A 24,354-nucleotide genomic window follows, 5' to 3' on the forward strand; every position below is an offset into this window, starting at 1 on the left:
ATTTGCTTCGATTTTTACTTGTGAGTTTATGGGTACTTGGTGCTTTTGGTGCTAAGTACCCATTTTTGAATCAAAGTTGTAATGATGTTGATTTTTCTTTGATTCAAGATCCTTTTTTTCAAAAAACTACAAATATAAAATCTGATTTTTCCTTACAAGCTATCGTTTCTAATAAAGTTAAGATTGATGATAAATGGTATGCTTTGAATGATGATATTGAAGGTTTTAAGATTGTCGAGATTAAAAATTCTCAAGTTATATTGATAAAGGAAGAAAAAATCATGGTTTTAAAATTGTATGAAAAAAATAATATTTTTATTTATTAGTATTTTAACTTTTACAAATGTTTTTGCCTCACAGTGTCATCAGCGCTTTTTTGATATAAGTGTAGAAAATAAAACTTCTTTGATCGAAATTTTAAATGAACTTGGTAGAGAATGTGGTTTTAGTATTATAATAAAAGATTCATTAGCTAGAGAAAAGTTAAATTATACTCAAAATTATCTACACATAAGAAAAATGTCTTTAAGAGAAATTTTTAAACTTTTATTGATGGAGAATAATCTTGCTTATGAGTATGAAAAAATATTTTAAAAATTTATGGAAGACAAGTTAAAACTTTTAAAGTGCACTATATAAGCTCTATTAGAGAAGGGCAAAGTATCACCAAAGCTTCAGTAGATTCAAGACCTAAACAAGGTGATTATGATAGTACTAAAGAAGCAGATAATCTAGTCATTAGCACGGATAAATTTGATTTTTGGGAAAAAATTTCAGAAGAAATACAAGCTTTATTAGATGAAAATACAACTAAGCCTATTATTAATACTAATGCAGGGATTATCACTTTAAATGCTACTTTATATGAGCTTACAAGAGTTGAAAAATATTTAAAAGATTTAAATAAAAGACTTAAAAAGCAAGTTTTAATTGATGTAAGTATAGTTGCCGTACATTTAAATAAAAGTCATTCAAGTGGGATTAACTGGCAAGAGCTTGCTTTTAAACTTAATGGAGATGATAATGATTTTATAATCAATAAAGGCGGTGTTAGAAATATCAATCTTAAAGCCAATGTTGAAACTAAAGCTATTTTAAATTTATTACAAGAAAATGGCAAAACTACTGTGCTTTCTAACCCAAAACTTATGGCGCTTAATAATCAACAAGCTATTATTTCCATAGGTGATACGATTAATTATCAAGTAAAAGAAAGCTCTAAGGGTACTGAAAATGGTACGACCATTAGTGAGACTTATAATAATTATTCTATTTTTGTAGGAATTTTACTAAATATTTTGCCTGAAATTTCAGATGATCACAAAATCATGCTTAGAATTAATCCTAGTTTGAGTGATTTTAAATATAGTGTTGATAACCATAGACAAAATAAACCAAGAAATATAGCACCTGATACCATACAAAAAAAGCTTTCTACTGTAGTTGAAGTTGATGATGGGCAAACTTTAATTTTGGGTGGATTGATTAGTAAAAATACGATTAGTAATCATAATGAAGTCAGTGCCTTATCTAAAATACCACTTTTTGGAGCTTTATTTCAAGGAAAGCAAAATTTAGAAGATATTAGCGAAATAGTTTTTATCATCAAGCCAAGTTTAATAAGAGCTGATAAAAAAGTATTAAGCTTAAAAGAATTAGGTTTTGAACATGAAGATGATATGTTTTAATTTTTTAATTTGTTTGTCTTTTTTAAATGCAATGAATATTCAAAATGAAAGTTTTGAGCAAAATGTATTTTATGAAAAATTTATTAATCATCCAAGTTATGAAAATGCTCTAAATTTAGCTAAATATTTTTATCAAATAAAAGATTATCAAAAAGCTATCTTTTGGGCTATTGAGGCAAATGAATTTGAGTTGTTAGAAAAAGAGGCGTGGCTAGTTTTTATCAATGCTAAATTAAAACTTGGAAAGCATGAAGATGCTTTAAAAGCTAAAGAAGAGTATGAAAAACTTTTAGGAAATTATTTTGAATGATATAAAAGCAATAAAAACTTTAAATGAACTTTCTTTGCAAGAATTGGCTTTAGAGTATAAATTAGAAATTTTAGACTTAAATCAAACTCTCAAAATAGAAAAGTATCTTCATGTTTTGCCTTTTTCTTTAATAGAACAATATAATATTTTTTGTTTTTATGAAGATGATGAAAATATTCATATAGCTTCTTTAAAGCCTTTAGATGAGAGTATTTTAGAAAAAATACAAAATTTATACCGCTTAAAGGTTGTTAAAATTTTTCTTTGTGATCTTACACAATTTAAATTTTTGCTAGAAAGGATTAAATTTTTAATTTGCTTTCAAAACTACCTTGATAAATTAGAACTTAATTTAAAAAGTGATGAAAATAAAGATGAGTTTTTATTAGAGCAGTTTTTGAATTTAATTTTAACTTATGCTTGTTTTTTAAGAGCAAGTGATATTCATTTGGAGCCTTTGGAAAATGAAGTTTTGATAAGATTTAGAATAGATGGAGAATTAAAATATATCCATAGTTTTGATGTGAGTTCTTATCAGGCTTTATTAATGCATGTAAAAATCATTGCTTTGCTTAATGTAGCAGAGCAAAGACAAGCCCAAGATGGGAGTTTTTCTAAGGTTATTTTAGAACAAAAATATGATTTTAGAATTTCAATTATGCCTTTGTTATTTGGACAAAGTATAGTGTTTAGAATTTTAAAACAAGATGAGTATGTTTTAAAACTTGATAGACTTTTTATTAAAGAAGAAAATTTAACCTCGTTAAAAAAATGTATGAATGCTCCCTATGGTTTGATTTTATTTTGTGGGCCAACAGGGAGTGGTAAAAGTACTTTCATGCATGCTATTTTAAATGAGTTTGACCAAAATAAAAAAATCATTACTCTAGAAGATCCCATAGAATACAAGCTTAAACATGCTCAGCAAATTTTGTTAAATTCTAAAACCGGCTTTGATTTTCACAAAGCTTTAAGAGCAGTTTTAAGGCAAGATCCTGATGTGATTATGGTGGGTGAAATTAGAGATGAGGAGAGTTTGGATATAGTTTTAAAAGCTTCCCTAAGTGGACATTTGGTTTTGAGTACCTTGCATACTAATGGTGCTATAGAAGCTATTTTTAGAATGAAGCACATGGGTGCAAAAGAATATTTAATAGCTTATGCACTTAATTTGATCATAGCCCAACGCTTGGTAAGAAAACTATGTGAATGTAAAGAAGCTAGCGATGAAAAATTTCATTTTCAAAATCAAGTTTTTGAAGGAAAATTTTATAAAGCAAATGGTTGTGCTAAGTGTATGTATAGTGGATATAAAGGGCGCTTAATGGTGGCTGAATTTTTGTTTTTAGATCATAATTTAAAAAGTATGATAGAAAATAATGCAAATTATGAAAATATTTTAACTTATGCTTTAAAAAAAGGTTTTTTAACTTTAGGTAGAGATGCTTTGGAAAAAATTAAGCTTGGTTTGACAAGTGTAGATGAGCTAAGAAAGATTGGTTTTTGAAAAAATTTATTATTTTTTATGCTTTAAACAAAGAGCAAAAGCAATGTATAATTAAAGCTAAAAATCTATATGAAGCTAGAAATCTTGCACAAAAATCATTTGAAAATATTATTAGTGTTGAAGAACACCTTGGAGTAACAAAACATAAAATCAAAGAAGAAGAGCTTATTTTTATCCTTAAAGATTTAAATATGGTTTTAAAAGCAGGATTAAGCTTGCAAGAGGCTATTTTAGAGTTTGCAAGATCAAATCATGATGTATATGTAGCTAAAATATTTAGTGTGATTTATAATAAACTCAAAAATGGAAGCTCTTATAATGAAGCTTTTAGAGGTATTTTAAATTCTAGAGAATGTGCTGTTTTAAAAATTTGTGATGGTAAGGAGGATTTATATAAGGCTTTTGAGATTATCATTAATCTAAAAGAGAAAAACCTTCATAGTTTTAAGCAGTTTAAAAAGGCTATAACTTATCCACTTTTCGTTTTTACATGTATTATTTTAGCTTTTTTTGTACTGATGATTTTGGTTTTACCTGAATTTAAGACTTTATTTTTGCAACTTGAATTAGATTTACCAAAAATCACTCAAATTCTTTTTATTGTAGGAGATTTTTTTAAACATTTTTATGTATTTATTTTATTAGGTATTGGATTTTTTATAATGCTTGCTTATTCTTTTAGAAAGTCTTTATTTTTTCATGAAATTCTTTTTTACACTCCCATTTTTGGAAAAATAATATTTTTTCAAGATAAATTTTGTTTTTTCTTAATTTTTTCATATTTATTAAAAGCAGGTGTGGATATAAAAAGAGCTTTTGAATATGCGTGTGAAGGTATAGAAAATCAATTTTTTAAAAATAAAATGTTTGTTGCAAAAACTTTATTTGAATCAGGACTTGATTTAGCTCAAGCTTTTTCTAAGACAAAGCTTTTTGATTCTTTTGTGATAAGAATGTTAAATTTAGCTTTAAAAAGTTCTAAACTAGATGAAAGTACTTACGAGCTTGCTTTATTTTATGAATATAAAAAAGAAAATTATACTCAAAGACTTTTGGCTATTTTAGAACCTTTGATGACAATTTTTATGGCGAGTTTGATTTTAGTATTAGCTTTAGGTGTATTTTTGCCTATGTGGCAAATTAGTCAAGGAATTTAAGCAAGATAATCATAAGCAACCTTAGCTATGGTTAAAGCAACCATGGTTAAAAAGAGTTTTTTGATAAAAGTTCCTTGTGTTTTTAAAACTAGTTTTGAACCTACAAAGGCGCCTAGAATTTGGCCTATACCCATTAAAATGCCAACTTTCCAAAGCACCTCATAAGAGTATAAAAATACCCCTAAAGCTACTACATTGCTAGTAAAATTTAAGATTTTAGTATTAATGCTTGCGTTTTTCATGCTAAAACCAAGAAATATCACACAAGCAAAAATCCAAAAAGACCCAGTTCCAGGCCCTAAAAAGCCATCATAAAAGCCAAGTAATAAACCAAAAGTGATTTGAAAACTTGTGGTGCTCATTTTAGCTTTGTTATGTACATGACCTAAATCAGGTTTGAAAATAGTATATAAAAAGATCAAAATAAGGCAAACTAATACAATGATTTTAACAGCATTTTGGTCTATTAATAAAACCGCATAAGTTCCAATGGCTGCACCAATAGCAGTAAATAAAATTCCTAAAGCTATTTTCTCTATATGCATAGATTTTCTATAAGCTAAAACTGCGGTGAGTGAGCCAAAGGTGCTTTGAAGCTTATTAGTGGCTAGAGCTAAATGAGGAGGAATACCACAAGCAAATAAAGCAGGTATGGTAATAAGTCCACCACCACCTACAATTGCATCAACACAGCCTGCAAAAGCAGCAACAAAAAATAAAATCACATAATAAGTTAATTCAAGCCCCATAAGCTTTCCTTGTTTTGTCCGATTCTATATAGAGCAAAATCATATTTTATAGGATCTTGTGGATCAAATTTTTTAAGACTTTGAGTAAGCTCTAAAACACTTTTAAAATCATAAATCTTACGCTTTAAAAGCTTAAGTTTCAATGAAACTTTATGAGTATGGGTATCTAAAGGTATGAGTAAATCTTTTTTATCGATATTTTTAAACAAACCCAAATCAAGCTCATCTTTTCTTACCATCCACCTAAGATACATATTGTATCTTTTTAGAGGACTTTTTGGGGTTTTAAATTCTTTTGAAAAGAAAAACTCATAACCATAGCTTTTATAAGGATTAAGCTTATAAATTATTTCCATGAAGGCTTTTATTGCTTGTGTGATGTTTTGTTCTTTTTGATAGGCCTCGGTAAAAATATTTTCTATACTATTTTCATTTTTTAAGCGTTTAAGTGTGATAAAAATTTGAGCTATGTCTTGAGAGTTTTGAAAGCGGTATTTTATATTTTTACATTCTTTTTTAATAATCTCATCATTTCTTTCAAGCAAGGAAAAATCAAGTTTTTTTAAAAAATTTACAATATTTTTAGCATTTCCATAAGCAAATAAAGCACAAAGTAAGGCTATGGTTTCATCTTTATAAATACTTGCAATTTGTAAAGGATCAGGATGAGAGAAAAGCTCTTTTTGAGTATTTTTGCTTAAGATAGCTTCATCTAAAAGAGCTTTAATTTGCATTAAGATTTTAAACCAAGTAAGGTTTCAAGCATTTGATCAACAGTGGTTACGATTTTAGCTGCGGCGCCATAACTTGCTTGATATTGTATGAGTGCTGCTAATTCTTCGTTGGTATTTACACCACTTTTTGATTGATATTCTGCATAGGCTGTATTAAATACTGTCATATTAGTTGCATGCGCAAAACCATTGCTTTCAGCATCTGAAGCAATTTGACCTGTAAATTTTCTATAATATCCATCTAAAGACATAGTATCTACTGTACCATCTTTATTGTAAAAATTTACTTTTTGGGTTTGAAGTTGTAGCATGGCATTTGCTACATCATTATTTCCATCAACACCATTTGAGCTTGCTTTTAAACTATTTGGATCATTTCTAATGCTTGAGTTGACATTAATATCATTTGCATCTTGGCCATTAAAAAATGAAGATACATTTAAAGCACCTGGGAAATTTGTACCATTATCTTTAAAAGCTATTTTATAGCCCTTTTTTAAGCTATTGATTTGGAAATTTCCGCTATCACTTTGTCCATCGTAATGATAAAAAGCTTGAAAATAATCATTTAAATCATCACCACCTTGACCATTCTTGTTATCATCAATATCTGCATTAATTTGCTTGATAACATCTTCCATGGTTGTATTGACATCAATCTTGATGGTTCTTGTGGCTACTGCATTGCCTTTTTCATCATAAACTGTTATATCAAAACTTCCTGCTTGAATGTTTTTATCATAACTCATTAAAGAAGTATCAGGTTTTAATCCTTTTAAATCATCTGAATTAACTCTATCTGTAGCTGCTTGAGCATAGACATTGTTAGTTTGAGTTATGAGTGTTTTTGTAAAAGTATTTAGCATATCTTTATATTCTTGCAATTTTCCATCGCTGTAAGTATCATGATTACCATCATAGTTTCTACCTCTAAGATCAAGCTGAGCACCAAGTTGCCCGCCTGAAATTTTATTGGTTAAATCGTAACGATTTTCATCATTTACTTCATAATAAATTTGATAAAATCCATTAGGATTATTATTGTCTAGTTTTAAAGGATGAAAGCTAGAACCATTTACTATACTAAAACCTTGAATGCTTAAATCATAATATCTTCCTGAATCAGTCATGGTAGATTCTAAAGTACTATCTTGAGAGCTTGTTCCTTTCCAAGCTACTGCATTAACTAGCTTTGAAAGCCTAAGTTCAAGTTCATCTCTTTTATCTCTTAGTTGATTTGCATTATCAGTTGGTAAAACTTCTTCATTTTCAAGCTGTTTGTTAATATTTGCAATCTCTTGACCAATGTTGTTGATTTCATCTACAGTTTGTTTGATTTGCTCGTTGACAGTTTGTTGCATTTTATTAAGATCTTGTAGTGTTTTTTGTATATTTTGAGTTAGTGTGTTTGCACTTTCAATAAGATCTATTTTGCTTGCTCCATCACTTGGATTAGATGCAAAGTTATTCCATGCATCATAGTAGTTTTTATAATCTTGCAAAATACCAGTACCTTGCATATCAGGAAATCTTTGGCTTGCCTCTTGCAAAATTTGTCCTAAATAATTTGTATAGTTTTGCTGAGTGGTGGCATTTTTTAACTCATAATAAGAATGCTCATCATGTAATCTTTTTATGGTGTCAATTTGTGTGCCCGTCCCTAGATGCAAACCACCTCTATCAATGGACATTCCAGAACTTTGTACAGCTCTTTGTCTAGTATAAAATACTGCATTTGCATTAGAGATATTATTGCCTGTTGTATTAATTTGAAGTTCAGCAGCTCTAATACCGCTAACCCCTGTATATAAGCTATCAAAAATTCCCATGATTTAACCTTTAAACATTGATCTTAAATAATGAATCTGGAATTGTTTTTTGATCTCCATAAGCATTATTTGTTCCATTTTGTTCAAACATTGTGTTTAGAAGATTGTCATAAAAATTTTTAATAATAAGAGCTAATTTAGCGTATTCTTTATTTTTTTGGTGCAAGGTGTTTAAATTTTGCTTTAAAAGAGCAAGTTTTTCTTTATCTTCATCATCTAAAAGCTCATCTAAGCCTTTATTATTTCCTTGATTGCTAAGTTCTACTAAAGCCTTATCAAGATTTTTTTTAGCAATTTGAAAATCATTTACAAGTTTAGTTTTTTCCTCTACGCTTTTGCTAACATGTTGGTGATTAGCAGCTTGAATTTGGGTTATATCTTCTAAAGTAAGATTGATGAGTTTTTCTAAAATAGAATTTGTTTCGTCTAAGTGTTGTTTAACCATTTTTTTATCCTTTCTTAGGCACTAACCCAAAAAAGGATAAAAATTATAATAAAGAATCTGCTATTGCTTTAGAAGTGGCTTGTAAGTCTACTTTATACTCGCCATTTTTAATTTGAGAAGCAATGATAGATGCTTTACTTTCTTCTGCCTTTTGAGTTTCTTTTGCCTTGTTGTTTTCTTTGTTTTCTGTTTTATTTATATCATTAGTAGCAACCTGCGCTACATAACTTTGATGTATAGGGTTTATCATTTTAAGCCTCCAGTTCTATTGAAAAACTCTAAGAACTATATCGACACTTAAAAAAATAACTTAACCCCTTTCTTTTAAATAATCAAATAATAATTTTGAAAAACCTAACCCCCCGCTTAATGCTTTACTCATAGTATCATTATACATAGATGAATAAATTTCATCACTTGCATCTTTTCCAAATAAAGAATTTTCTTGTTTTAAAGAAATATCCAAAACGCTTTTGATTAAAAAAGCTTCAAAAGCGTCAGTTTGTTCTTTTAAAGCTTTATCTTCATCATTTAATGCTTGTATATGAGTTAAATCATTTTTAAAAGCACTATCTGCATAATTTTTAGCAGCCTTGTAGCTGTTATTGTGTTTAGTAATACTTTCATAAAGTTCACTGCTATAGTTTTTACTCGCTAAATAATTATCAACTCTCATCATATCACCTCTAATTCAGCACTAATTGCACCAGCTCTTTTTAGATTTTGCATAATAGCTATGATATCATTTGGTGCTGCTCCAAGTTTATTTAGCATTCTAGCTATGTTTGCTACTGTTGTTTTGTTGTTTGTGATTTTTAAAGTATTAGATACAGGATCTAAAATACCACCATCTTTCATATCGATTTCATTTTGTCCTAAAGCTACAGTATTGTTTGGATCGATTTTTATAGTGATATCTTTATGGGTAATTAATATAGGCTCAACTTCTATATTTACTCCCGCTACTATGGTTCCTGTTCTTTCATCGATGATCACTTTACTTTCTGGAGTATAAGCTATATCTTGTTCTAATACTCTTGCCATAAATTCAACATGAGAAAATTCTTCAGGTTTTGTTAATTTTATAGTTCTAGAATCTAAAGCCTTTGCTATATCTGTATCAAAAATAGTATTTAAAACTCTTTCTATATTGTTAGCTGTTTTAAAATCTGCTTCTTTTAAGCTTAAAATCAGATCATCTGTTTGACTGAAATTTTGAGGTATTTCTCTTTCAACTACTGCACCATTAATAACATTTGCTGAGGTTGAGTGTGTTCCTGCTGCACCTGGTCTTGGACTAAGTCCACCTATAGCTAATGAACCTTGAGCTACTGCATAAATTTCTCCATCAACCCCTTTTAGAGCTGTCATAAGTAAGGTTCCACCTTGTAAAGATTTAGCATCACCTAAAGAAGCTACACTTACATCAAGCTTATCTCCGCTTCTTGCAAAAGCAGGAAGTTTTGCTGTAACCATTACTGCTGCTGTATTTTTTGATTTTATATCACCTGGGCTAACTTTTACATTCATACCTTGAAGCATATTTGAAATAGATTGTAGGGTAAATTCGCTACTTGTGCCATCTCCACTTCCATTTAAACCAACAACCAAACCATATCCTATAAGTTGGTTATCTCTAACACCTACTACATTGGTAAGTTCTTTAATAGTAGCTGCAAAAACGCTTAGACTTAGCACTAAGCTTAAAAATAATATTCTCATCGATTCTTCCTTTAATCTATGCTATTTTCATAAATTAAAGCAAAAAAAGTTCCAAATTTATGCAAAGGAGTAAAAACTTAGAGTGGTTGAACCAAATTTTTTTTCTTTAGTTTTTTGATAATTTTGTATTTTAGTTGGAGTTTTAAAAGTACTGTGATGTTCTATGATGATGATTTTAACATTTGAATTTTTTATATTTTCTATCAATTTTAAAGTTTTTTCATAAATATCAAAAAAACCTTCTCTAATATCAAAAGGTGGATCAAGATATAAAATAATATCTTCTTTGGAATTTTGAATAATTTGAGGGGTTTTTTTAAAGGTATCATCATTGAGACAAATGGTGTTTTGATCAATACTAGATGCATTTTTTAAAGCGATTTCATAAGCTTTTTTATCTTTTTCTATGGCATAGCTTTTTAAGCAACCATTACTTCTTGCTTCTAATGCCATTAAAGCGCTTCCTCCAAAGGCTTCTATGAAAACCTTATCTTGTAAAGAAAAACGCAAAACATTAAAAACACAAGATTTTACTATGCTTTTGGTACTTCTTGTGATGTCTAGACTAGGAAGTAAAATTTTTTTACCCTTATAGATTCCACTTTCTATGGTGGTGTAAATTTTTTGAGTTTGTTTTTTTGAGTTTGTTTTTTTATCCTCTTTGTAATTTTTTAAAAAATCTTTTACGCTTTGATATTCTTGTGTTTTATGCATTATTATTTTCTTCTTTGATGAGGTTTTTTAACTCTATTTTGTAAAGATCAAATATCGCATCGATTTTTTCATGACTTTCTTGACGCAATTGCTCTAAAATGGCTTCACATTTTTGATTCATAAGTTTTTTCTCACGCATAGCAATCTTATAAGCAATACTTTGCAAACTTGCATTGAAATCATTTAAGGCATTAAGCAATTCTTGCATATTAAAAGGAGGGGTTAAAAAATTTGATTTTTTATTGATGATAAATTGTGGTTTTTGTGTATTGATTTTTTCATCACAGACTAAAAAATCACAATCTTTTTTTAAAACTAAAAAATCTTTCAAGGCAATTTCTAAAGTTTTTTCTAAAATTAAATCTTTACATTCAAGAGCGATTTTCATTGATTAAACTCACTTTTAATTTGTGTTTTTTTAAAGTATATGGTACTATACCTAGGGCTAAATTTGCAAGCTCTGCAAAACTTAAAATATAAAAATCTTCAAAATTTCTATTTGAAATAGCTTGTAATTCTTTATAGCATTTGTCAAACATATAAAAAGAATAAAAATCCTCAACTACTAAAAAATCACAACCACTATCATAAGCATCTAACATTGTAGCAGCAGCACTTTTGAAAGCTAGCTCAGCATTTAAATTTAAAAATCCATAGCCACAGCTTTTGTATTTCCTTTCAAAGTCTATGATATTTGCTTTAAGTATTTTAGTAAGTTCTAAAGAAAAATTTGCATTAGAAAATCCTTGATAAACACCTATATTAAATTGCTCAAAAAAATGTTTAATGTGTTCTTGTTTAAGATGCTTTAAAAAAACTTCTGGAGCATATTGAATTTTTTCAATTTTACTCATAATTTCATAAGAGCTGTATTCGCAAGCTAAGATATTATCTTCATTCATCATTCTTGAATACTCATTTAGTATTTCTTTTGGATCATAATCAATAATAAAATAATTTTTACCTAAAGGCTTTTCACATAATGCGCTTTGAACTCCAACTTTATCTAAAGCATCTTTGATGATATCAAAATAACAAAATAAATCATTATTGCTATTAGTATAAATTTTATACATTTTAATTCCTTAAAAAATACTTCTTGCAAGGCCTGATTTTACAAGCATTACTTTTAATTCTTTAATATAAGATTCATAATCAAGCTCATTTGATGAAATAAAATTTTTAAATTTAGTATGATAGTAAATTCCTTTTTCTTCATCTGCGACTAATTTTAAAAATTGCGGTGCTTTTTCTGGATATTTAAGCAACATCTTATAAGCAAAGATAAAAAAACTATCGCCAAGATACTCAGGTAAAAATTCTCTAATTTCACTTGTATAATATAAAAAGTCATATTGTTTATAAAGTTCTATATCGTGTATATCAATAAGTCCTTTAAAAAGTTCGAGTTTTTCTAAAAAATCACTTTTATCCATGATTAAATCTTTGGTTGCTCTTTTGGTGTCAAGTGGTTCTATGATGAGTTCTTTTCCAAATTTCTCAATGATATTATTTAAATCTCTTCGTTGTCTAAGGGCAACTTGGTTGATTTTAATACAACTTTCTGGATTTTCTTCAAAGTCAAAATATATATCATCTTTTTTCACTTGCACTAAAATATCATAAACACTTTTAAAATTTTTACTATCATAAACATAAGGTTTATAATAAGCTAAATAATCACTATCTTTATCAAAACGAAAAATTCTTAAAGTTATTTGCATATTTTATCCTTGGTATTATTTTTCATTATATACATTTTAAACTTATAAAAATTTGATTATTATATAAAATTAAAAGCTTTTTGTATAAAATATTCACATGGATAAAGAAAAAATTATTATCAATGCCTTTGCTAATCCTATCAATGGAGATGATGGGGCAATCATCGATGGATATTGTTATTCTAAAGATTTATTTTGTGAAGACGTGCATTTTAAGCGTTCTTGGATGAGTTTAGAGCAAGTTGGAGCAAAGGCTATGCTTGTTAATATTTCTGATGCAATTGCTATGAATGCTACGCCAAAATATGCTCTTTTAGGGCTTTCTTTGCCAAAATGTTTAGAAATGAAACAAGTTAAAGCTTTACAAAAAGGCTTACTAGATAGTGCAAAAGAATTTGGGGTACAAATTATAGGTGGAGATACTATAGCGGATAATAAAATCAATATTAGTGTAACTATTATTTCTAAAGTAAATAAAAAGGCTATTTTTAGAAAAGGTTTGAAAAAAGGAGATTTGTTTGCTTTTAGTGGGAAATTAGGTGAGAGTTTAAAAGGTTTAAATATTTTATTTCGCGGTGGAAAATTGCATTCTAAACATCGTTTTATAAAACCTAGTTTGAGACAAAATTTTTTTTATGATATAGCAAAAAAAGTTAGAGTAAGTATGGATATTTCAGATGGTTTAAATAAAGACTTATCAAGAATGCTGTTTCAAAACCAACTTAGTATAAAATTCCTTAAAAAATTAGATAAATTTAGCTTAAATAGTGCAGAAGAATATGAAATTTTATTTGCTTTTGATAAAAAACATAAAGCATTTATACAAAATATGGCAAAAAAACATAGAATTAAACTAAATATTTTTGCAAAAACAACAACAGGAAGGTATAAATTTTATGGAAGAGAACATCATTTTTAAACCCTTATATGCTTTAAAACATAGCCCGATAGATGTGTATTTTTCAAAAAATAGCAATGATTTTGTAGTAAGAGAAAAGCCTTTATATGAATTTAGTGGCAAAGGTGAACATTTAATTTTGCATATACAAAAAAAAGATCTTAGCACTAGCGAGGCTTTGAGAATTTTAAGTGAGCAAAGCGGTGTTAAAATGAAAGATTTTGGCTATAGCGGTTTAAAAGATAAACAAGGTTTAACTTTTCAATATATTTCTATGCCTAAAAAATTTGAAGAGAGCTTAAGAAATTTTAAACATGATAAGATGAAAATTTTAGAAACTTTTTATCATGATAATAAACTTAGAATAGGGCATTTAAAAGGAAATTCATTTTTTATAAGATTAAAAAAAGTTTCAAAAGTGGATGCTTTAAAAATAGAACAAGCTTTTAAAAATATCCAAAAACAAGGTTTTGCTAATTATTTTGGATATCAGCGTTTTGGCAAATTTCAAGATAATTTTTCACAAGGACTAGAAATTTTAAAAGGCAAAAAAATCAAAAATAAAAAAATGCAAGAATTTTTAATTTCTGCTTTTCAAAGCGAGCTTTTTAATAGATATTTGAGCAAAAGGGTGGAATTATCACATTTTATTAATGACTTTAGTGAAAAAGAAATAAAGCAAATTTATGGTTTAGAAAAAGAAGAAATCAAAAGTTTAAAAAATCAAACACAGTTTTTTAAGCTTTTAAAGGGTGAAGTTTTAGGACATTATCCTTTTGGTAAATGTTTTATATGTGAAGATTTATCAAGTGAAGTAGAAAGATTTAATCAAAAAGATATTAGCGCAATGGGTCTTTTAATAGGCTCTAAAGCTTATGAAGCAAACGAAGGTCTAGCTAAAAAATTAGAAGATGAGATTTTTTCTTTTGCATATGAGTTTAAAGATAGAATGCAAGGTTCAAGGCGCTTTATGTGGTCTTATTTGCAAGATTGCAAAAGTTATTATGATGAAGAAAAAGCTCATTTTACTTTGGAGTTTTTCTTGCAAAAAGGCTCGTATGCCACGGTGGTTTTGGAGGAAATTTTACACACAGACATCTTTGAACAAACACATAATATATAATTTTAAAATTGATATTGAGTATCAGTTAAAATTTATCTTTTATAAATTATAATAACAATTATCATTTTTATAAAAAGGAAAGCTCAATGTCAGTTTTGGTTATCGGAGCAGATGAAATAACTCCAATTAAGGCAGTTTTAACAAACCTAGGTGCAAAAAATATAGAGCATTGGGATGCTAGAAATGAAAATAGGGTAAATAGAAAACCCATTCCACAAAATACTGAATGTATAGTTATGCTGACTAGTTTTTTAAATCATAATACTATGAAAAAAATCAAAACAGAGGCAAAAAAACGCAATATACCTTTAGTTTGTGCTAAACGCAGTGTTAGTTGTGTTTATTGTGAGTACTGTAAAGTTTTTGGACTTGATCAAGCTTATGAGTGTGCAAAGAAGGCTTAGTGTATGTTTGGATTTAATGAAAAAGAGGATTTTATACCTAAAATATTTAGAGATTTAGAGCAAAAAAGTATTAATTATATTTTTTTAAATTTATATAATTCCTTGGTTGAAGATGATCTAAAAATACCTTATGTCTATGCAAAACAAGCTGGCTGTTTAAGAAATATTTTTGAGTTAAAAATTCAAAATATGAGCGCAGAAAGAACTTTGAGATTTAGTAAAGTAAAGCAATTTTGTCCATATTCTCATAAAATCATCAAAGCATATAAAGAAGGAAATTTAAATAAATTAGAGCTTGAAGCAAAGAAACCAAAATATGCTTTAGCTAAATTAATACAAAATGTGTTTTTATCACCTATTTTTACTTTACCTTTGCAAGTTGCTTTTGAGGCTTTTGTATATGATAAAATTTGCAAAAGCAATACAAAATCTAAGATAAAGCTTGATAAAAACATTATTATCATCAATGAAAAAATGGCAGTTATGCCTTTATTTTATAAAGATAGTGATAAAGATGTAGAGCTTGCTTTACAATTTATAAAAGATAATTCTTTTGAAAGATTTTATATTGTGTATCCAAGAAATAAAAATTTCACTCAAAATAAAGAAATAAGACATAATTTATGTGAAAATAACAAAACTTTGCTAAAATTAGTTCCCTATACTATTAATAATCAAATTTTAAGGAGATGTTAAATGTCAATAGCAGTAATTTATGGTAGCTCTATGGGTAATACTGAAAGTGCGGCAAATATGATTGCTCAAAAAATGGGAATTTCTGATGTATTAAATATCGCAGATATTGATGCAGAAAAAATTAATTCTTATGATAAATTAATTTGTGGTACTTCTACTTGGGGAAGCGGAGATTTTCAAGATGATTGGGATGGTTTTGATTTTTCTGCTTTAAATCTTAGTGGCAAAACTGTTGCAGTTTTTGGTATGGGAGATAGTGAAAGCTATTCAGATACATATTGCAGCGCTATGGGTAAACTTGCTCAAGCTTTAAAAGCAGCAGGTGCAAATTTAGTAGGCGCTGTTTCTACAGGTGGTTATACTTTTGAATCAAGTGAGGCCGTAGAAGGCGATAAGTTTGTAGGACTTGCATTAGATAATGATAATCATGAGGATTTAACTGAAAGTAGAATTGATGCTTGGTTAGAGCAAATCAAACCTTCTTTTTCTTAAATATTAGATGCCTTTAGGCATCTAATATAACTTAGAATTTTCTTTTTTTAGTTTCACTTAATATATCTTGTGCTAAAGAATCTACTTCATTAGCAATAGCATTAGTTCTTATAGCTGTTTGAGAGTTTTGTTGTGTGAGCTTTTCTATAGTAGCAACTGACTCATTGATTTGACTAATGTCATTTGCCTCTTCTTTGATAGAATCTCCCATATCACTTATAGATTGAGCTAAGATATTAGTATTGGCTTCTATTTCACCTAAAGACTTTTGAGTTCTTTCTGCTAGATTTCTAACTTCTTCGGCAACAACAGCAAAGCCACGTCCATGTTCTCCTGCGCGTGCAGCTTCAATAGCAGCATTTAATGCAAGGAGATTAATTTGTTCAGCTATATCTGAAATCACCGTAGTAACACTTTTGATATCATTGCTTTGCTTTACTACATCTTGTGCTTTAATGGAAATTTCACTCATAGCTGAGTTCATTTGCTCTAAAGCTCTTGCGCTTTCTTGTAGTGATGAGGTTTGATGTGTGGCATCATTGGTAAGTTCTTGCATGCTTTGCTTGAGCGCCTCAGCTTTTTGGTTTAACAATTCACCTTGATTGAGTGATTGGGAGAGCATATTTTTAATTTCATTTCCTAGTGCATTGATTGCTTTTTCTACATCGCCTTTTGGTGTGTTGATAGCTGCTGTAAAATCTAAATGTTTGTAGCTATCAAATACAGCTTGAATTTCATTTAAATCACGACCTATTTTTGTTTGCAAGGTGGTAAGCATTTTGTTTAAAACTTCTATGAGTTCTTGAATTTGCGGATTATTAGCATGAGAGCTAATGTGTAAATCAAGCTCACCTGTTTCTATTTTTCTAGCAACATTTACAGATTCTTCAATAGCTTTTGCATCTTTACTTAACGCCTCTTTAATAATTTCAATGTTCTCATTGATTTCATCGGCCATTTTTCCAAATTCATCTTGAGTTTTAAGTTTAATAGGATGAGAATGAGCGTCTTTGTGATTTAGATAGTTAAAGAAATTATGTAATCCCGAAGAAATAATTGCAATAGGTTTAAGATTATATGAAATAATCATTCTAATAAATATCAAGGTTATAAAAATAGCAATTAGAGAGATAATAATTTGCTCCATTAGTGTTTGTTTGGCTGCATCACTATAAAAATCATAATCAGCTATAGAGCAAATAGTGTATTTTGGATTAATACTGCCATTACAAATTAAAGCCTTGGTTCCTTCTTCCATGGTTTGAACTTTAAAAATATCTTTAGAAAGGGTCTTGTTTGCGCCTTCAGGTGTTTTAAAGTAGCTTGAAATAATATCTTTACTAATGTCTGTTGAAGTTAAAATTCTAGATGAGTCAGTGTGAAAAAGATAAGTTCCATCATGAGCTAAAACCGCTGCATGTGAATAAGGTGTTTTGCCTATGGCTAAAACTTCTTCTGAGAATTTTTTCAAATCATAATCAGCTGCAACAACGCCTATAACTTTACCATTTTCCATAATAGGGCTGGCGTAAGAAATAGTAGGTTTTTTCATACTAGATGATATATAAGGTTCTGTAACAACTAGCTCTCTTTTTTCTTTAGCTTCTTTGTACCACCCTCTAGCTCTAGGATCATATCCGCTTTCTGGAGTTTGATTGTTGCCATTGGATCTAAATATTTTACCATCTTCAAAGCCTACATAGGTTAAATCAAAACCCAAAGAATCTCCTATGGATTTTAGTAAACTAGTGTATTGCTCTGGGGTTAGATTGTTTTTATTTTCTTTAATGTATTTTGTTAAAGAATTGATCACATTACGTCTATCGCTTGCATATAAATCAAATCTTTTACTAACATCAAAAGCAACTTTTTGTTGAAACTGAACTAGTAGTGTATGGCTATTGGATTTAGATTTAACATAGTTAAAAAAACCCAAAACACATAGCAATACTACAACAAAAATACAGACCAAAAAGGCTATTTTATTGGAAAAATTTCCCAGTAGGTACTTCTTTAGCGATGAGAGCATTTTTTCTCCTTGAAAAAGTCAATATATGACTCTATGATTATAATAGTTTATAAGATTTTATTGAAAAAATATTTAAAATTTTATAAAAAATATTTATTTTTATTAAAAAATATTATATTGCGAAATATTTTTAAATAAAAAATTCTAATTTTTTGGAGAGTAGAATTTTATTGTCAGTGTATTTTGCCCATTGTATATTTAAAGCAAAAATATAAGCATTAGCAAATTTTGCAAAAGGAAATCTCTCATAATATATTTTTTCTTGTTCTATGGTGGCTTTTTGAAAAAGAGCTTTAATTTGCACTCCTTTAATGAGATTAATAATGTTTGTATCTAATGCTATACTAACTGCCACTTTAGGGGATTTATAGGAAAGTTGAATATGCTTAGTGTGCTCTTCACTGGCAAAAATTAAAGCTAAATTTTTATCATCAAAAGCATAATAACAGCTTGCACAATATACTCCACCATCCTCATCAAGCATGCTTAAATTTAAAAGTTTTTGTGAATGGATGAAATTTTTAATTCTTTCATCCATTGTTACTAGCTTTAAGTTTTAAAATTTTTTGATAACTTAAGTGAGTTAAAAAAATTACATAAAATACTTGTAAAAATAAACCGAGTAAAGGTATGCTTGATAAAGCAAAAAAGATCAAAGTGATAATTTTGAAATACAAAGGTGATGAGTTTTTATAAAAATCATCAAAATTGCTTTTATCTAAGACATTACTTAACACATCTAATAATAAAAGTTTGTGAAATAAACAATAAAATACTCCATAATAAATTACAATGCTAACAAAGGGTATAACCAATAAGAAAGTAGCTACTACAAACAATACGCATGAGATGAGTATAAATTTGAATGTTTTTAGTAAAACTTCTAAAGAGTTTACTTCTTTTTGTATAGAATGGTTGTAATATTTTTGATTGATTTTTTTGACTATATAAGGAGTTAAAAAAGAAATTATTAACATAGTAAAAAATACTGAGGCAAATACTACTATGAAAAATCCGCCTATGACACTTAAAAATGCAAGTGAAAATTGCACTATGGAAAAGCTAAAAAACCAAGCCATAAAAGAACCGCTAACTACATCTTCTATGTAAGAAAAGAATATATCATAGCTATAATATACAAGTAAGGCAAAAAGAAATAAACTAATTAAAAATGGCAAGAGAGAAAATTTTAAAAAAGGCTTGCTAAGAAAATCTTGCAAGCTTAGATATAATATACTCATTTAATTTGATTGTAATTTTCTTGAAGTTTTTGATAAATTTCTTTATAATCTAGCGTTTCTTTTAAAATTTGATTTAAAACTTCATTATCTTCTGTGCCATTCCATGTTTTTTTATAGCTGCCTTCTTTGTAGCCGTTTTCTTGTCTGAATTGATTTAATATATTTTTTCCAATATAGGTTTTATAAAGCTCAAAGAAATTTAAACCACATTTTCTAGCTAAAACAAAATACACGCTTAAAAGTTCACCTAAATCATAATCAAATCCACTGCATTTATGAATAATAAGTTCAATATCATTTAAAATTCCATAAATATCTGCTTCACTTGGATTAGAAGTTTCTTTACAAAAATCATCAAAAAAAGTTACAGAAGAAACTTCTTCTGCTATGAAGTTTTTATCATCGATTTGTTTTTCTTTATATTCTTCTAAAATTAAACTTAAAATAAAATGCCATATATCCACTATTTCAATGCGTACATTATCCCAGTTTGCAGGAGTATGTATGCTTTTCCAATGTTTCCAAGCAAAAGAATCAATAAGCTCAGCACACTCCATATAAATACATCTTCTAAAACTAATTAATTTGCCTTCTTTAGTATAGCCGTTTTCCCAACCTATACCATTGGTCTCATCATTTAGTTTTTGCTGGAGTTCTAGCATGCTTTTTAAAATATCTTTTACTTCCATGTTGTTTCCTTTTTTAAGCATAAAATCCAAATTCTTTATTATCTTCTTCTTTTTGTTCTTTTTGTTTGTTGTATTGTTCCCAAATTTCTTCTAATAATTTAGCACTATCTTGAAAAATTTGCTTTTTAATATCTTCAAGATCAGTTTTATTTATTTCTTTGTTTAAACTCTTATCCATGGTGTTAAACAATTCGTGCAAAGTAGCTTTTTTATGTTCTTCATTTTTTGGTTCAGGTAAAGCATTGCCAATTTTCATTGCAGTGGTGATAAGCTCTTTTGGTTTTAAAGTTCCTACTCTTGAGTTTTTCATGAATTCATCGATTTGAGGTTGTACTTTAGCTACTGCTTCTTTTATTTCTTCTATTTCATCTTGTGAAAGTTTGGTTCCATTATATGAGAATGAAAAACCAAATTGATTTCTAAGGCTTAAAGAGGCCGAATTACCATCTTTGTCAAATTTTGCCTCTTTTTTATCATACATAGAAAAAGAAAGATGATTGCCATTTTTTGTTTTAATATCCATAGAAAAATTTTGAGAATTATAACTAGAAATTTGCATAACATTCCTTTCAAGTCAAGATAAAGCTATATCGTCAAAATAACTCAATCTTAAACAAATTTGCAAAGTTTTTATACTTTGCAAATTTCAAATATTAGGGAGATAAATATTTTAACATTAAGTCTTTAAATGCTCGTTAAATCCCAAAATAATTTTAATAATTTTTCATTTTTTGCACATATTAAAATTTGCTTTTTATTGTGTGTTTTTTTGCATACTTTTAAAGCTTGTTTTAAATGTTCTTTTAAAGAAAAAATCAACCCAAAGGCAATGGCTTCTTTATCTAAGCCACCTAAAATATAAATCAAAGGCATACGCATAGATTTAGAAACATCAAGTTTTGCTTGCTCGTTAATTGTGATTTTAAAATCAAATTTGCTAGGATGTTTAAACTTATAAGCTAAAGCAAGATCTAAAAACTCATCTAAATGGTTTAATTTTTTTCCGCTAATAAATGGATAGATAAAATAAAATAAATCTAAGATATTATTACTAATTTTGCTTTCATCATTATAATTTTCTTGTATAAAATCATAATATGTTTTAAATTGTTCTTGATAATTTTGCACTAAAGTCATAGCCATTTTGGTTTTTGCAAAATTATTTAAAAAAACTTTAGGATTAGCTTCAAAACTAAAATCTAAAAAATTAATCTTTATATCATTTAGATAAAAAATCCCACTAATTTCACTTTCTAAATCTAGTAAAATATTATCTGAACTAAGCTCATCGATAGAACTACTATGGGCTATTTTATCATCTAATATAATAGAAAAATCATTATAAGCAAATTCATTACTCATAGGTTTTTCATAAAAACCAAAATCATCCCAAAAATTTTCTTCACTACAAGCAATGCATCCATGTCCTGCAGCTACTGGCCAAGAGGTTTTGGAGTTAAATTTAACCTTAGGGCAATTATTGTAAGCATAAGGTCCTTTACAACCTACCTTAAAAAGACAATAGCCTTGTTTTATATTCTCATCATCAAAACTTTGAGCAAAATTTCCTGCTTCAAATTTAGCCTTTCTTTCACATAAATCATGCAAGCATTTTCCATAAAGAGCTAAAGGTCTATTTTGTTCATCTAAAGCCATATCCTGCTCAAATAATATATAAAAACAAAGTGCTGCGATGATATTTACATCGCTTGGAGGACAACCTGGTATATTGATTACTTTTTCTTCTAAGACTTTAGAAATTCCTATGCTTTTGGTAGGATTTGGATGCGCAGCTTGAATTCCTCCATAGCTTGAACAAGTCCCCATAGCAAAGATTGTTTTAGCATTTTTAGCACATTTTTGTAAAATTTCATATCCATTTTCACCATGTGCTCCTATGGTTAAATAAAAAGGATCTATAGCACAAACCCCACCTTCAACAGCTAAAAGAAAATCTTTTTTTTCTAAAATTTCTTCTAGATGTGATTCTGCTTGATGTCCGCTTGCGCTCATAAAGGTTTCATGATATTCTAAAGAAATAAAATCAAAAATTAAATCCAAAAAATCAGGCAATGAAGTTCTAAGCAAACTTTCACTACACCCTGTGCATTCGCTTAAATGAAGCCATATAAGGCTAGGTGGGGTGTGAAGTTGAAAATATCTATGCGCTAAAGGGCTAAAATCATTTGGTAAACCTAAAATTTTAATAATAGAATTTACAGCCTCTAATGAGATATTTTTTTCTTCTTTGTGTGAGTTTTCCAATAGAGCGATTTTATGCTCTAATATGCTTTTTAATTTTTCATTGCTTAAAGACATTTTTTAACCTTTAGCTATTTGTATCATATTTAAAAAATCATTTGCATTTAATGCAGCCGAACCTATTAATACTCCATCACAATTTTTTAAAGCGCAAATTTCTTTAACATTGCTTTGATTGACACTTCCACCATATAAAAGCTTAGCGTTGGTAAATTCTCTTAAAAAATTAAGTATAGTGTTAATATCATCAAGATTGGCACTAACTCCTGTGCCTATAGAATAAATAGGTTCGTAAGCTATGATAAGTTTTTTATAAGATAAGTCAATATTTTCAATTTGTTTTTTTAAAAAATCCAAACTTTTGTTAGCATTTTTAGTTTCTAAACTTTCGCCTATACAATAAATGATATTAAAATCAAGATTTTTTGCAAAATCAAATTTAGCCCTTAAAAAGCTTTCATCTTCACTTAAAGCTCTTCTTTCAGAATGGCCTATTAAAACACTTTTGATACTAAATTCTTCCAAGTGAATTTTACCTATTTCTCCAGTATACGCTCCATTTTCACAAGGGTAGAAATTCTGCGCGCCTTGTTGGAAGGAAAAATTGTCTTTTAAGAAAGCTACACTAGGAGGGAAGATGAAAACTTCATCTTCTTTGTTTAAGTTTTGGTTTAATTTTTGAGCGTAAAGTTCAAAGCTTGATCTTGTGTGATTGCACTTTAAATTTGCTGCAAAAATCATTCATTATCCTTTATAGTCAAAGGTTTTACACCAGGAAGTTCTTTTCCTTCTATAAGTTCTAATGATGCTCCACCGCCAGTTGAAATGAAAGTCATCTCATCAGCATCACCTGCTCTTGCTACAACATCAGCAGTATCACCACCGCCTATTACAGTTGTTGCATGAGATTCGCTAATATAATGGCTCATTTTAATACTACCTTTTGAGAATTTATCTATTTCAAAAACCCCCATAGGTCCATTCCACCATATAGTTTGAGCATCAGAAAGCGCTTCTTTAAACAACCTTACGCTAGCTGGACCTATATCAAGCCCCATCCAACCCGCAGGAATTTCTTGTACAGGGGTGTATTTCATCACTGCTTCTTGAGAGCAAGTTTGTGCTGCTGTAATATCCACAGGAAGATAAATTTTTACACCTAGATTTTTACCTTTGAGTAAGATTTTATTTGCTTCTTCAATTAAATCTTCTTCTAAAAGAGAATTTCCTATATCATAACCTTGAGCTTTTAAGAAAGTAAAGGCCATACCTCCACCTATGATAAGCTTATCTACTTTTGGAAGTAAGTTAGTCAAAGCTTGTAGTTTTCCGCTTACTTTAGAGCCACCTACTACCGCCACAAAAGGACGCGCAGGGTGTTTGATGAGATTACTTGCAAACTCGATTTCTTTTTGGAGTAAAAAGCCTGCACCTTTGTGTGTATTGTCAAAGTATTTAGTGATAGCTTCAACACTAGCATGAGCTCTATGACAAACCCCAAAAGCATCGTTAATATAAACATCGGCCATAGAAGCAAGTTCTTTGGCTAAATTTTCATCATTCTTAGTTTCTCCCTTTTCAAAGCGTAAATTTTCTAAAAGTAAGATTTCACTCGGCTTTAATTCACTAGCTTTTTTCTTTGCATCTTCACCTATAACATCTTTAGCCATGATGACTTCTTTAGCCATTAAACGTGCAAGTCTTTTTGCAACCGGTTCTAAAGAATATTTTGAAGCTATTTCTTTTGGGCGCCCTAAATGTGAAGCTAAAATAACTGCACAACCATTATCTAAACAATATCTTATGGTAGGGATAGCTGAGCGAATACGACGATCATCAGTAATATTTAAAAACTCATCTTGAGGAACATTAAAATCACATCTTATAAATACTTTTTTCTTTGCAAGATCAATATCTTTAATCGATAAAATACTACTCATC

The 24,354-nt window shown here is 28.7% G+C and carries 28 protein-coding genes and 2 pseudogenes; 10 read left to right on the plus strand and 20 right to left on the minus strand.

The genetic code is table 11. The features are described 5' to 3' along the window. Window positions 1-2 precede the first annotated feature (2 nt). The 5 genes and pseudogenes from CD56_RS01925 (at window position 3) to CD56_RS01945 (ending at window position 4,662) form a co-directional block, all read left to right on the plus strand. Window positions 3-326, plus strand: a complete 324-nt coding sequence (locus tag CD56_RS01925; protein WP_039628027.1) for a hypothetical protein — start codon at window positions 3-5, stop codon at window positions 324-326. Further along, window positions 298-1,688: pseudogene (gene mshL, locus CD56_RS01930) on the plus strand (pilus (MSHA type) biogenesis protein MshL). The gene CD56_RS01925 and the pseudogene mshL overlap by 29 nt, the downstream one beginning before the upstream one ends. Then, window positions 1,669-1,998 (plus strand): transformation system, membrane protein CtsX, encoded by a 330-nt coding sequence (locus tag CD56_RS01935; protein WP_052241327.1) that lies wholly within the window; start codon window positions 1,669-1,671, stop codon window positions 1,996-1,998. The pseudogene mshL and the gene CD56_RS01935 overlap by 20 nt, the downstream one beginning before the upstream one ends. Beyond that, entirely contained in the window at window positions 1,991-3,505 is a 1,515-nt protein-coding gene (locus CD56_RS01940) for a GspE/PulE family protein (RefSeq protein ID WP_052768357.1), read from the plus strand. The genes CD56_RS01935 and CD56_RS01940 overlap by 8 nt, the downstream gene beginning before the upstream one ends. Further along, the gene (locus tag CD56_RS01945) at window positions 3,502-4,662 is read left to right on the plus strand and encodes a type II secretion system F family protein (protein ID WP_047208035.1); all 1,161 of its coding nucleotides are present in this window, start codon (window positions 3,502-3,504) and stop codon (window positions 4,660-4,662) included. Before CD56_RS01940 ends, CD56_RS01945 begins: the two co-directional genes overlap by 4 nt. Here the strand turns inward: CD56_RS01945 and CD56_RS01950 are convergent. Genes CD56_RS01950 through CD56_RS02000 form a run of 11 tightly spaced genes read right to left on the minus strand, consistent with a single transcriptional unit; the run spans window position 4,659 to window position 12,579 of the window. Next, window positions 4,659-5,411, minus strand: coding sequence for a TSUP family transporter (locus CD56_RS01950; RefSeq protein WP_047208036.1), 753 nt, complete (start codon window positions 5,409-5,411; stop codon window positions 4,659-4,661). The two genes, CD56_RS01945 and CD56_RS01950, sit on opposite strands and share 4 nt — an antisense overlap. Beyond that, complete coding sequence (locus CD56_RS01955) at window positions 5,396-6,145, minus strand: TIGR02757 family protein (protein ID WP_047208037.1); 750 nt, start codon at window positions 6,143-6,145, stop codon at window positions 5,396-5,398. Before CD56_RS01955 ends, CD56_RS01950 begins: the two co-directional genes overlap by 16 nt. Beyond that, window positions 6,145-7,974, minus strand: coding sequence for a flagellar hook-associated protein FlgK (gene flgK / locus CD56_RS01960; RefSeq protein ID WP_047208038.1), 1,830 nt, complete (start codon window positions 7,972-7,974; stop codon window positions 6,145-6,147). Before flgK ends, CD56_RS01955 begins: the two co-directional genes overlap by 1 nt. 10 nt (window positions 7,975-7,984) lie before the next feature. Beyond that, a complete protein-coding gene (gene flgN / locus CD56_RS01965; RefSeq protein WP_039617675.1) occupies window positions 7,985-8,419 on the minus strand; it encodes a flagellar export chaperone FlgN in 435 nt (144 codons plus the stop codon). Window positions 8,420-8,462: 43 nt separating this feature from the next. Continuing rightward, entirely contained in the window at window positions 8,463-8,669 is a 207-nt protein-coding gene (locus CD56_RS01970; RefSeq protein WP_047208039.1) for a hypothetical protein, read from the minus strand. A 60-nt stretch (window positions 8,670-8,729) separates the two neighbouring features. Beyond that, window positions 8,730-9,095 (minus strand): rod-binding protein, encoded by a 366-nt coding sequence (locus tag CD56_RS01975; RefSeq protein ID WP_039617679.1) that lies wholly within the window; start codon window positions 9,093-9,095, stop codon window positions 8,730-8,732. Beyond that, a complete protein-coding gene (locus CD56_RS01980; RefSeq protein WP_047208040.1) occupies window positions 9,095-10,141 on the minus strand; it encodes a flagellar basal body P-ring protein FlgI in 1,047 nt (348 codons plus the stop codon). The genes CD56_RS01975 and CD56_RS01980 overlap by 1 nt, the downstream gene beginning before the upstream one ends. Window positions 10,142-10,198: 57 nt before the next feature. After that, the gene (locus tag CD56_RS01985; protein ID WP_047208041.1) at window positions 10,199-10,855 is read right to left on the minus strand and encodes an RsmD family RNA methyltransferase; all 657 of its coding nucleotides are present in this window, start codon (window positions 10,853-10,855) and stop codon (window positions 10,199-10,201) included. Continuing rightward, the gene (locus tag CD56_RS01990) at window positions 10,848-11,243 is read right to left on the minus strand and encodes a hypothetical protein (RefSeq protein WP_047208042.1); all 396 of its coding nucleotides are present in this window, start codon (window positions 11,241-11,243) and stop codon (window positions 10,848-10,850) included. Before CD56_RS01990 ends, CD56_RS01985 begins: the two co-directional genes overlap by 8 nt. Continuing rightward, window positions 11,227-11,931: a hypothetical protein gene (locus CD56_RS08050; protein WP_052243072.1), complete on the minus strand. Its 705-nt coding sequence runs from the start codon at window positions 11,929-11,931 to the stop codon at window positions 11,227-11,229. The genes CD56_RS01990 and CD56_RS08050 overlap by 17 nt, the downstream gene beginning before the upstream one ends. Window positions 11,932-11,940: 9 nt before the next feature. After that, a complete protein-coding gene (locus CD56_RS02000; protein WP_052241334.1) occupies window positions 11,941-12,579 on the minus strand; it encodes a DUF5644 domain-containing protein in 639 nt (212 codons plus the stop codon). 97 nt (window positions 12,580-12,676) lie between these two features. On the opposite strand from CD56_RS02000, the gene CD56_RS02005 reads away from it, so the two are divergent. The 5 genes from CD56_RS02005 to fldA all read left to right on the plus strand — a co-directional run bounded on the left by CD56_RS02005 (window position 12,677) and on the right by fldA (window position 16,192). Then, window positions 12,677-13,498: a thiamine-phosphate kinase gene (locus tag CD56_RS02005; protein WP_047208043.1), complete on the plus strand. Its 822-nt coding sequence runs from the start codon at window positions 12,677-12,679 to the stop codon at window positions 13,496-13,498. Further along, on the plus strand, window positions 13,467-14,600 hold the full coding sequence (truD, locus tag CD56_RS02010; RefSeq protein ID WP_047208758.1) for a tRNA pseudouridine(13) synthase TruD: 1,134 nt from the start codon (window positions 13,467-13,469) through the stop codon (window positions 14,598-14,600). Before CD56_RS02005 ends, truD begins: the two co-directional genes overlap by 32 nt. A gap of 86 nt (window positions 14,601-14,686) precedes the next feature. After that, window positions 14,687-15,004: a DUF2325 domain-containing protein gene (locus CD56_RS02015; protein WP_039625466.1), complete on the plus strand. Its 318-nt coding sequence runs from the start codon at window positions 14,687-14,689 to the stop codon at window positions 15,002-15,004. A 3-nt stretch (window positions 15,005-15,007) separates the two neighbouring features. Further along, window positions 15,008-15,700 (plus strand): hypothetical protein, encoded by a 693-nt coding sequence (locus CD56_RS08055; protein WP_052768358.1) that lies wholly within the window; start codon window positions 15,008-15,010, stop codon window positions 15,698-15,700. After that, the gene (gene fldA / locus CD56_RS02025) at window positions 15,701-16,192 is read left to right on the plus strand and encodes a flavodoxin FldA (RefSeq protein WP_039617689.1); all 492 of its coding nucleotides are present in this window, start codon (window positions 15,701-15,703) and stop codon (window positions 16,190-16,192) included. A gap of 31 nt (window positions 16,193-16,223) precedes the next feature. On the opposite strand, the gene CD56_RS08505 is transcribed toward fldA, so the two are convergent. The 9 genes and pseudogenes from CD56_RS08505 to CD56_RS02065 form a co-directional block, all read right to left on the minus strand. Continuing rightward, window positions 16,224-17,450, minus strand: a complete 1,227-nt coding sequence (locus CD56_RS08505; RefSeq protein ID WP_308401028.1) for a methyl-accepting chemotaxis protein — start codon at window positions 17,448-17,450, stop codon at window positions 16,224-16,226. Between the two features lie 114 nt (window positions 17,451-17,564). Beyond that, window positions 17,565-18,221, minus strand: a pseudogene (locus CD56_RS08510) (cache domain-containing protein); the annotation flags it as partial. A 130-nt stretch (window positions 18,222-18,351) separates the two neighbouring features. Next, window positions 18,352-18,759, minus strand: a complete 408-nt coding sequence (locus tag CD56_RS02035; protein WP_039628036.1) for a pyridoxine 5'-phosphate oxidase family protein — start codon at window positions 18,757-18,759, stop codon at window positions 18,352-18,354. Beyond that, window positions 18,752-19,462, minus strand: a complete 711-nt coding sequence (locus tag CD56_RS02040) for an EI24 domain-containing protein (RefSeq protein WP_047208045.1) — start codon at window positions 19,460-19,462, stop codon at window positions 18,752-18,754. Before CD56_RS02040 ends, CD56_RS02035 begins: the two co-directional genes overlap by 8 nt. Next, on the minus strand, window positions 19,459-20,151 hold the full coding sequence (gene dut, locus CD56_RS02045) for a dUTPase (protein ID WP_039617693.1): 693 nt from the start codon (window positions 20,149-20,151) through the stop codon (window positions 19,459-19,461). Before dut ends, CD56_RS02040 begins: the two co-directional genes overlap by 4 nt. 13 nt (window positions 20,152-20,164) lie before the next feature. Further along, the gene (locus CD56_RS02050; RefSeq protein WP_047208046.1) at window positions 20,165-20,710 is read right to left on the minus strand and encodes a hypothetical protein; all 546 of its coding nucleotides are present in this window, start codon (window positions 20,708-20,710) and stop codon (window positions 20,165-20,167) included. 125 nt (window positions 20,711-20,835) lie between these two features. Continuing rightward, on the minus strand, window positions 20,836-22,470 hold the full coding sequence (locus CD56_RS02055) for a hydrogenase small subunit (RefSeq protein WP_047208047.1): 1,635 nt from the start codon (window positions 22,468-22,470) through the stop codon (window positions 20,836-20,838). A gap of 3 nt (window positions 22,471-22,473) precedes the next feature. Next, window positions 22,474-23,154 carry a triose-phosphate isomerase gene (locus CD56_RS02060; RefSeq protein WP_047208048.1) on the minus strand — a complete coding sequence of 227 codons (681 nt, stop codon included), beginning with the start codon at window positions 23,152-23,154 and terminating at the stop codon, window positions 22,474-22,476. Beyond that, entirely contained in the window at window positions 23,151-24,353 is a 1,203-nt protein-coding gene (locus tag CD56_RS02065; protein WP_047208049.1) for a phosphoglycerate kinase, read from the minus strand. Before CD56_RS02065 ends, CD56_RS02060 begins: the two co-directional genes overlap by 4 nt. Window position 24,354: the final 1 nt, after the last annotated feature.

Origin of the sequence: Campylobacter lari (genome assembly GCF_001017575.1) — a bacterium.
GTDB classification, from domain to species: domain Bacteria; phylum Campylobacterota; class Campylobacteria; order Campylobacterales; family Campylobacteraceae; genus Campylobacter_D; species Campylobacter_D lari_C.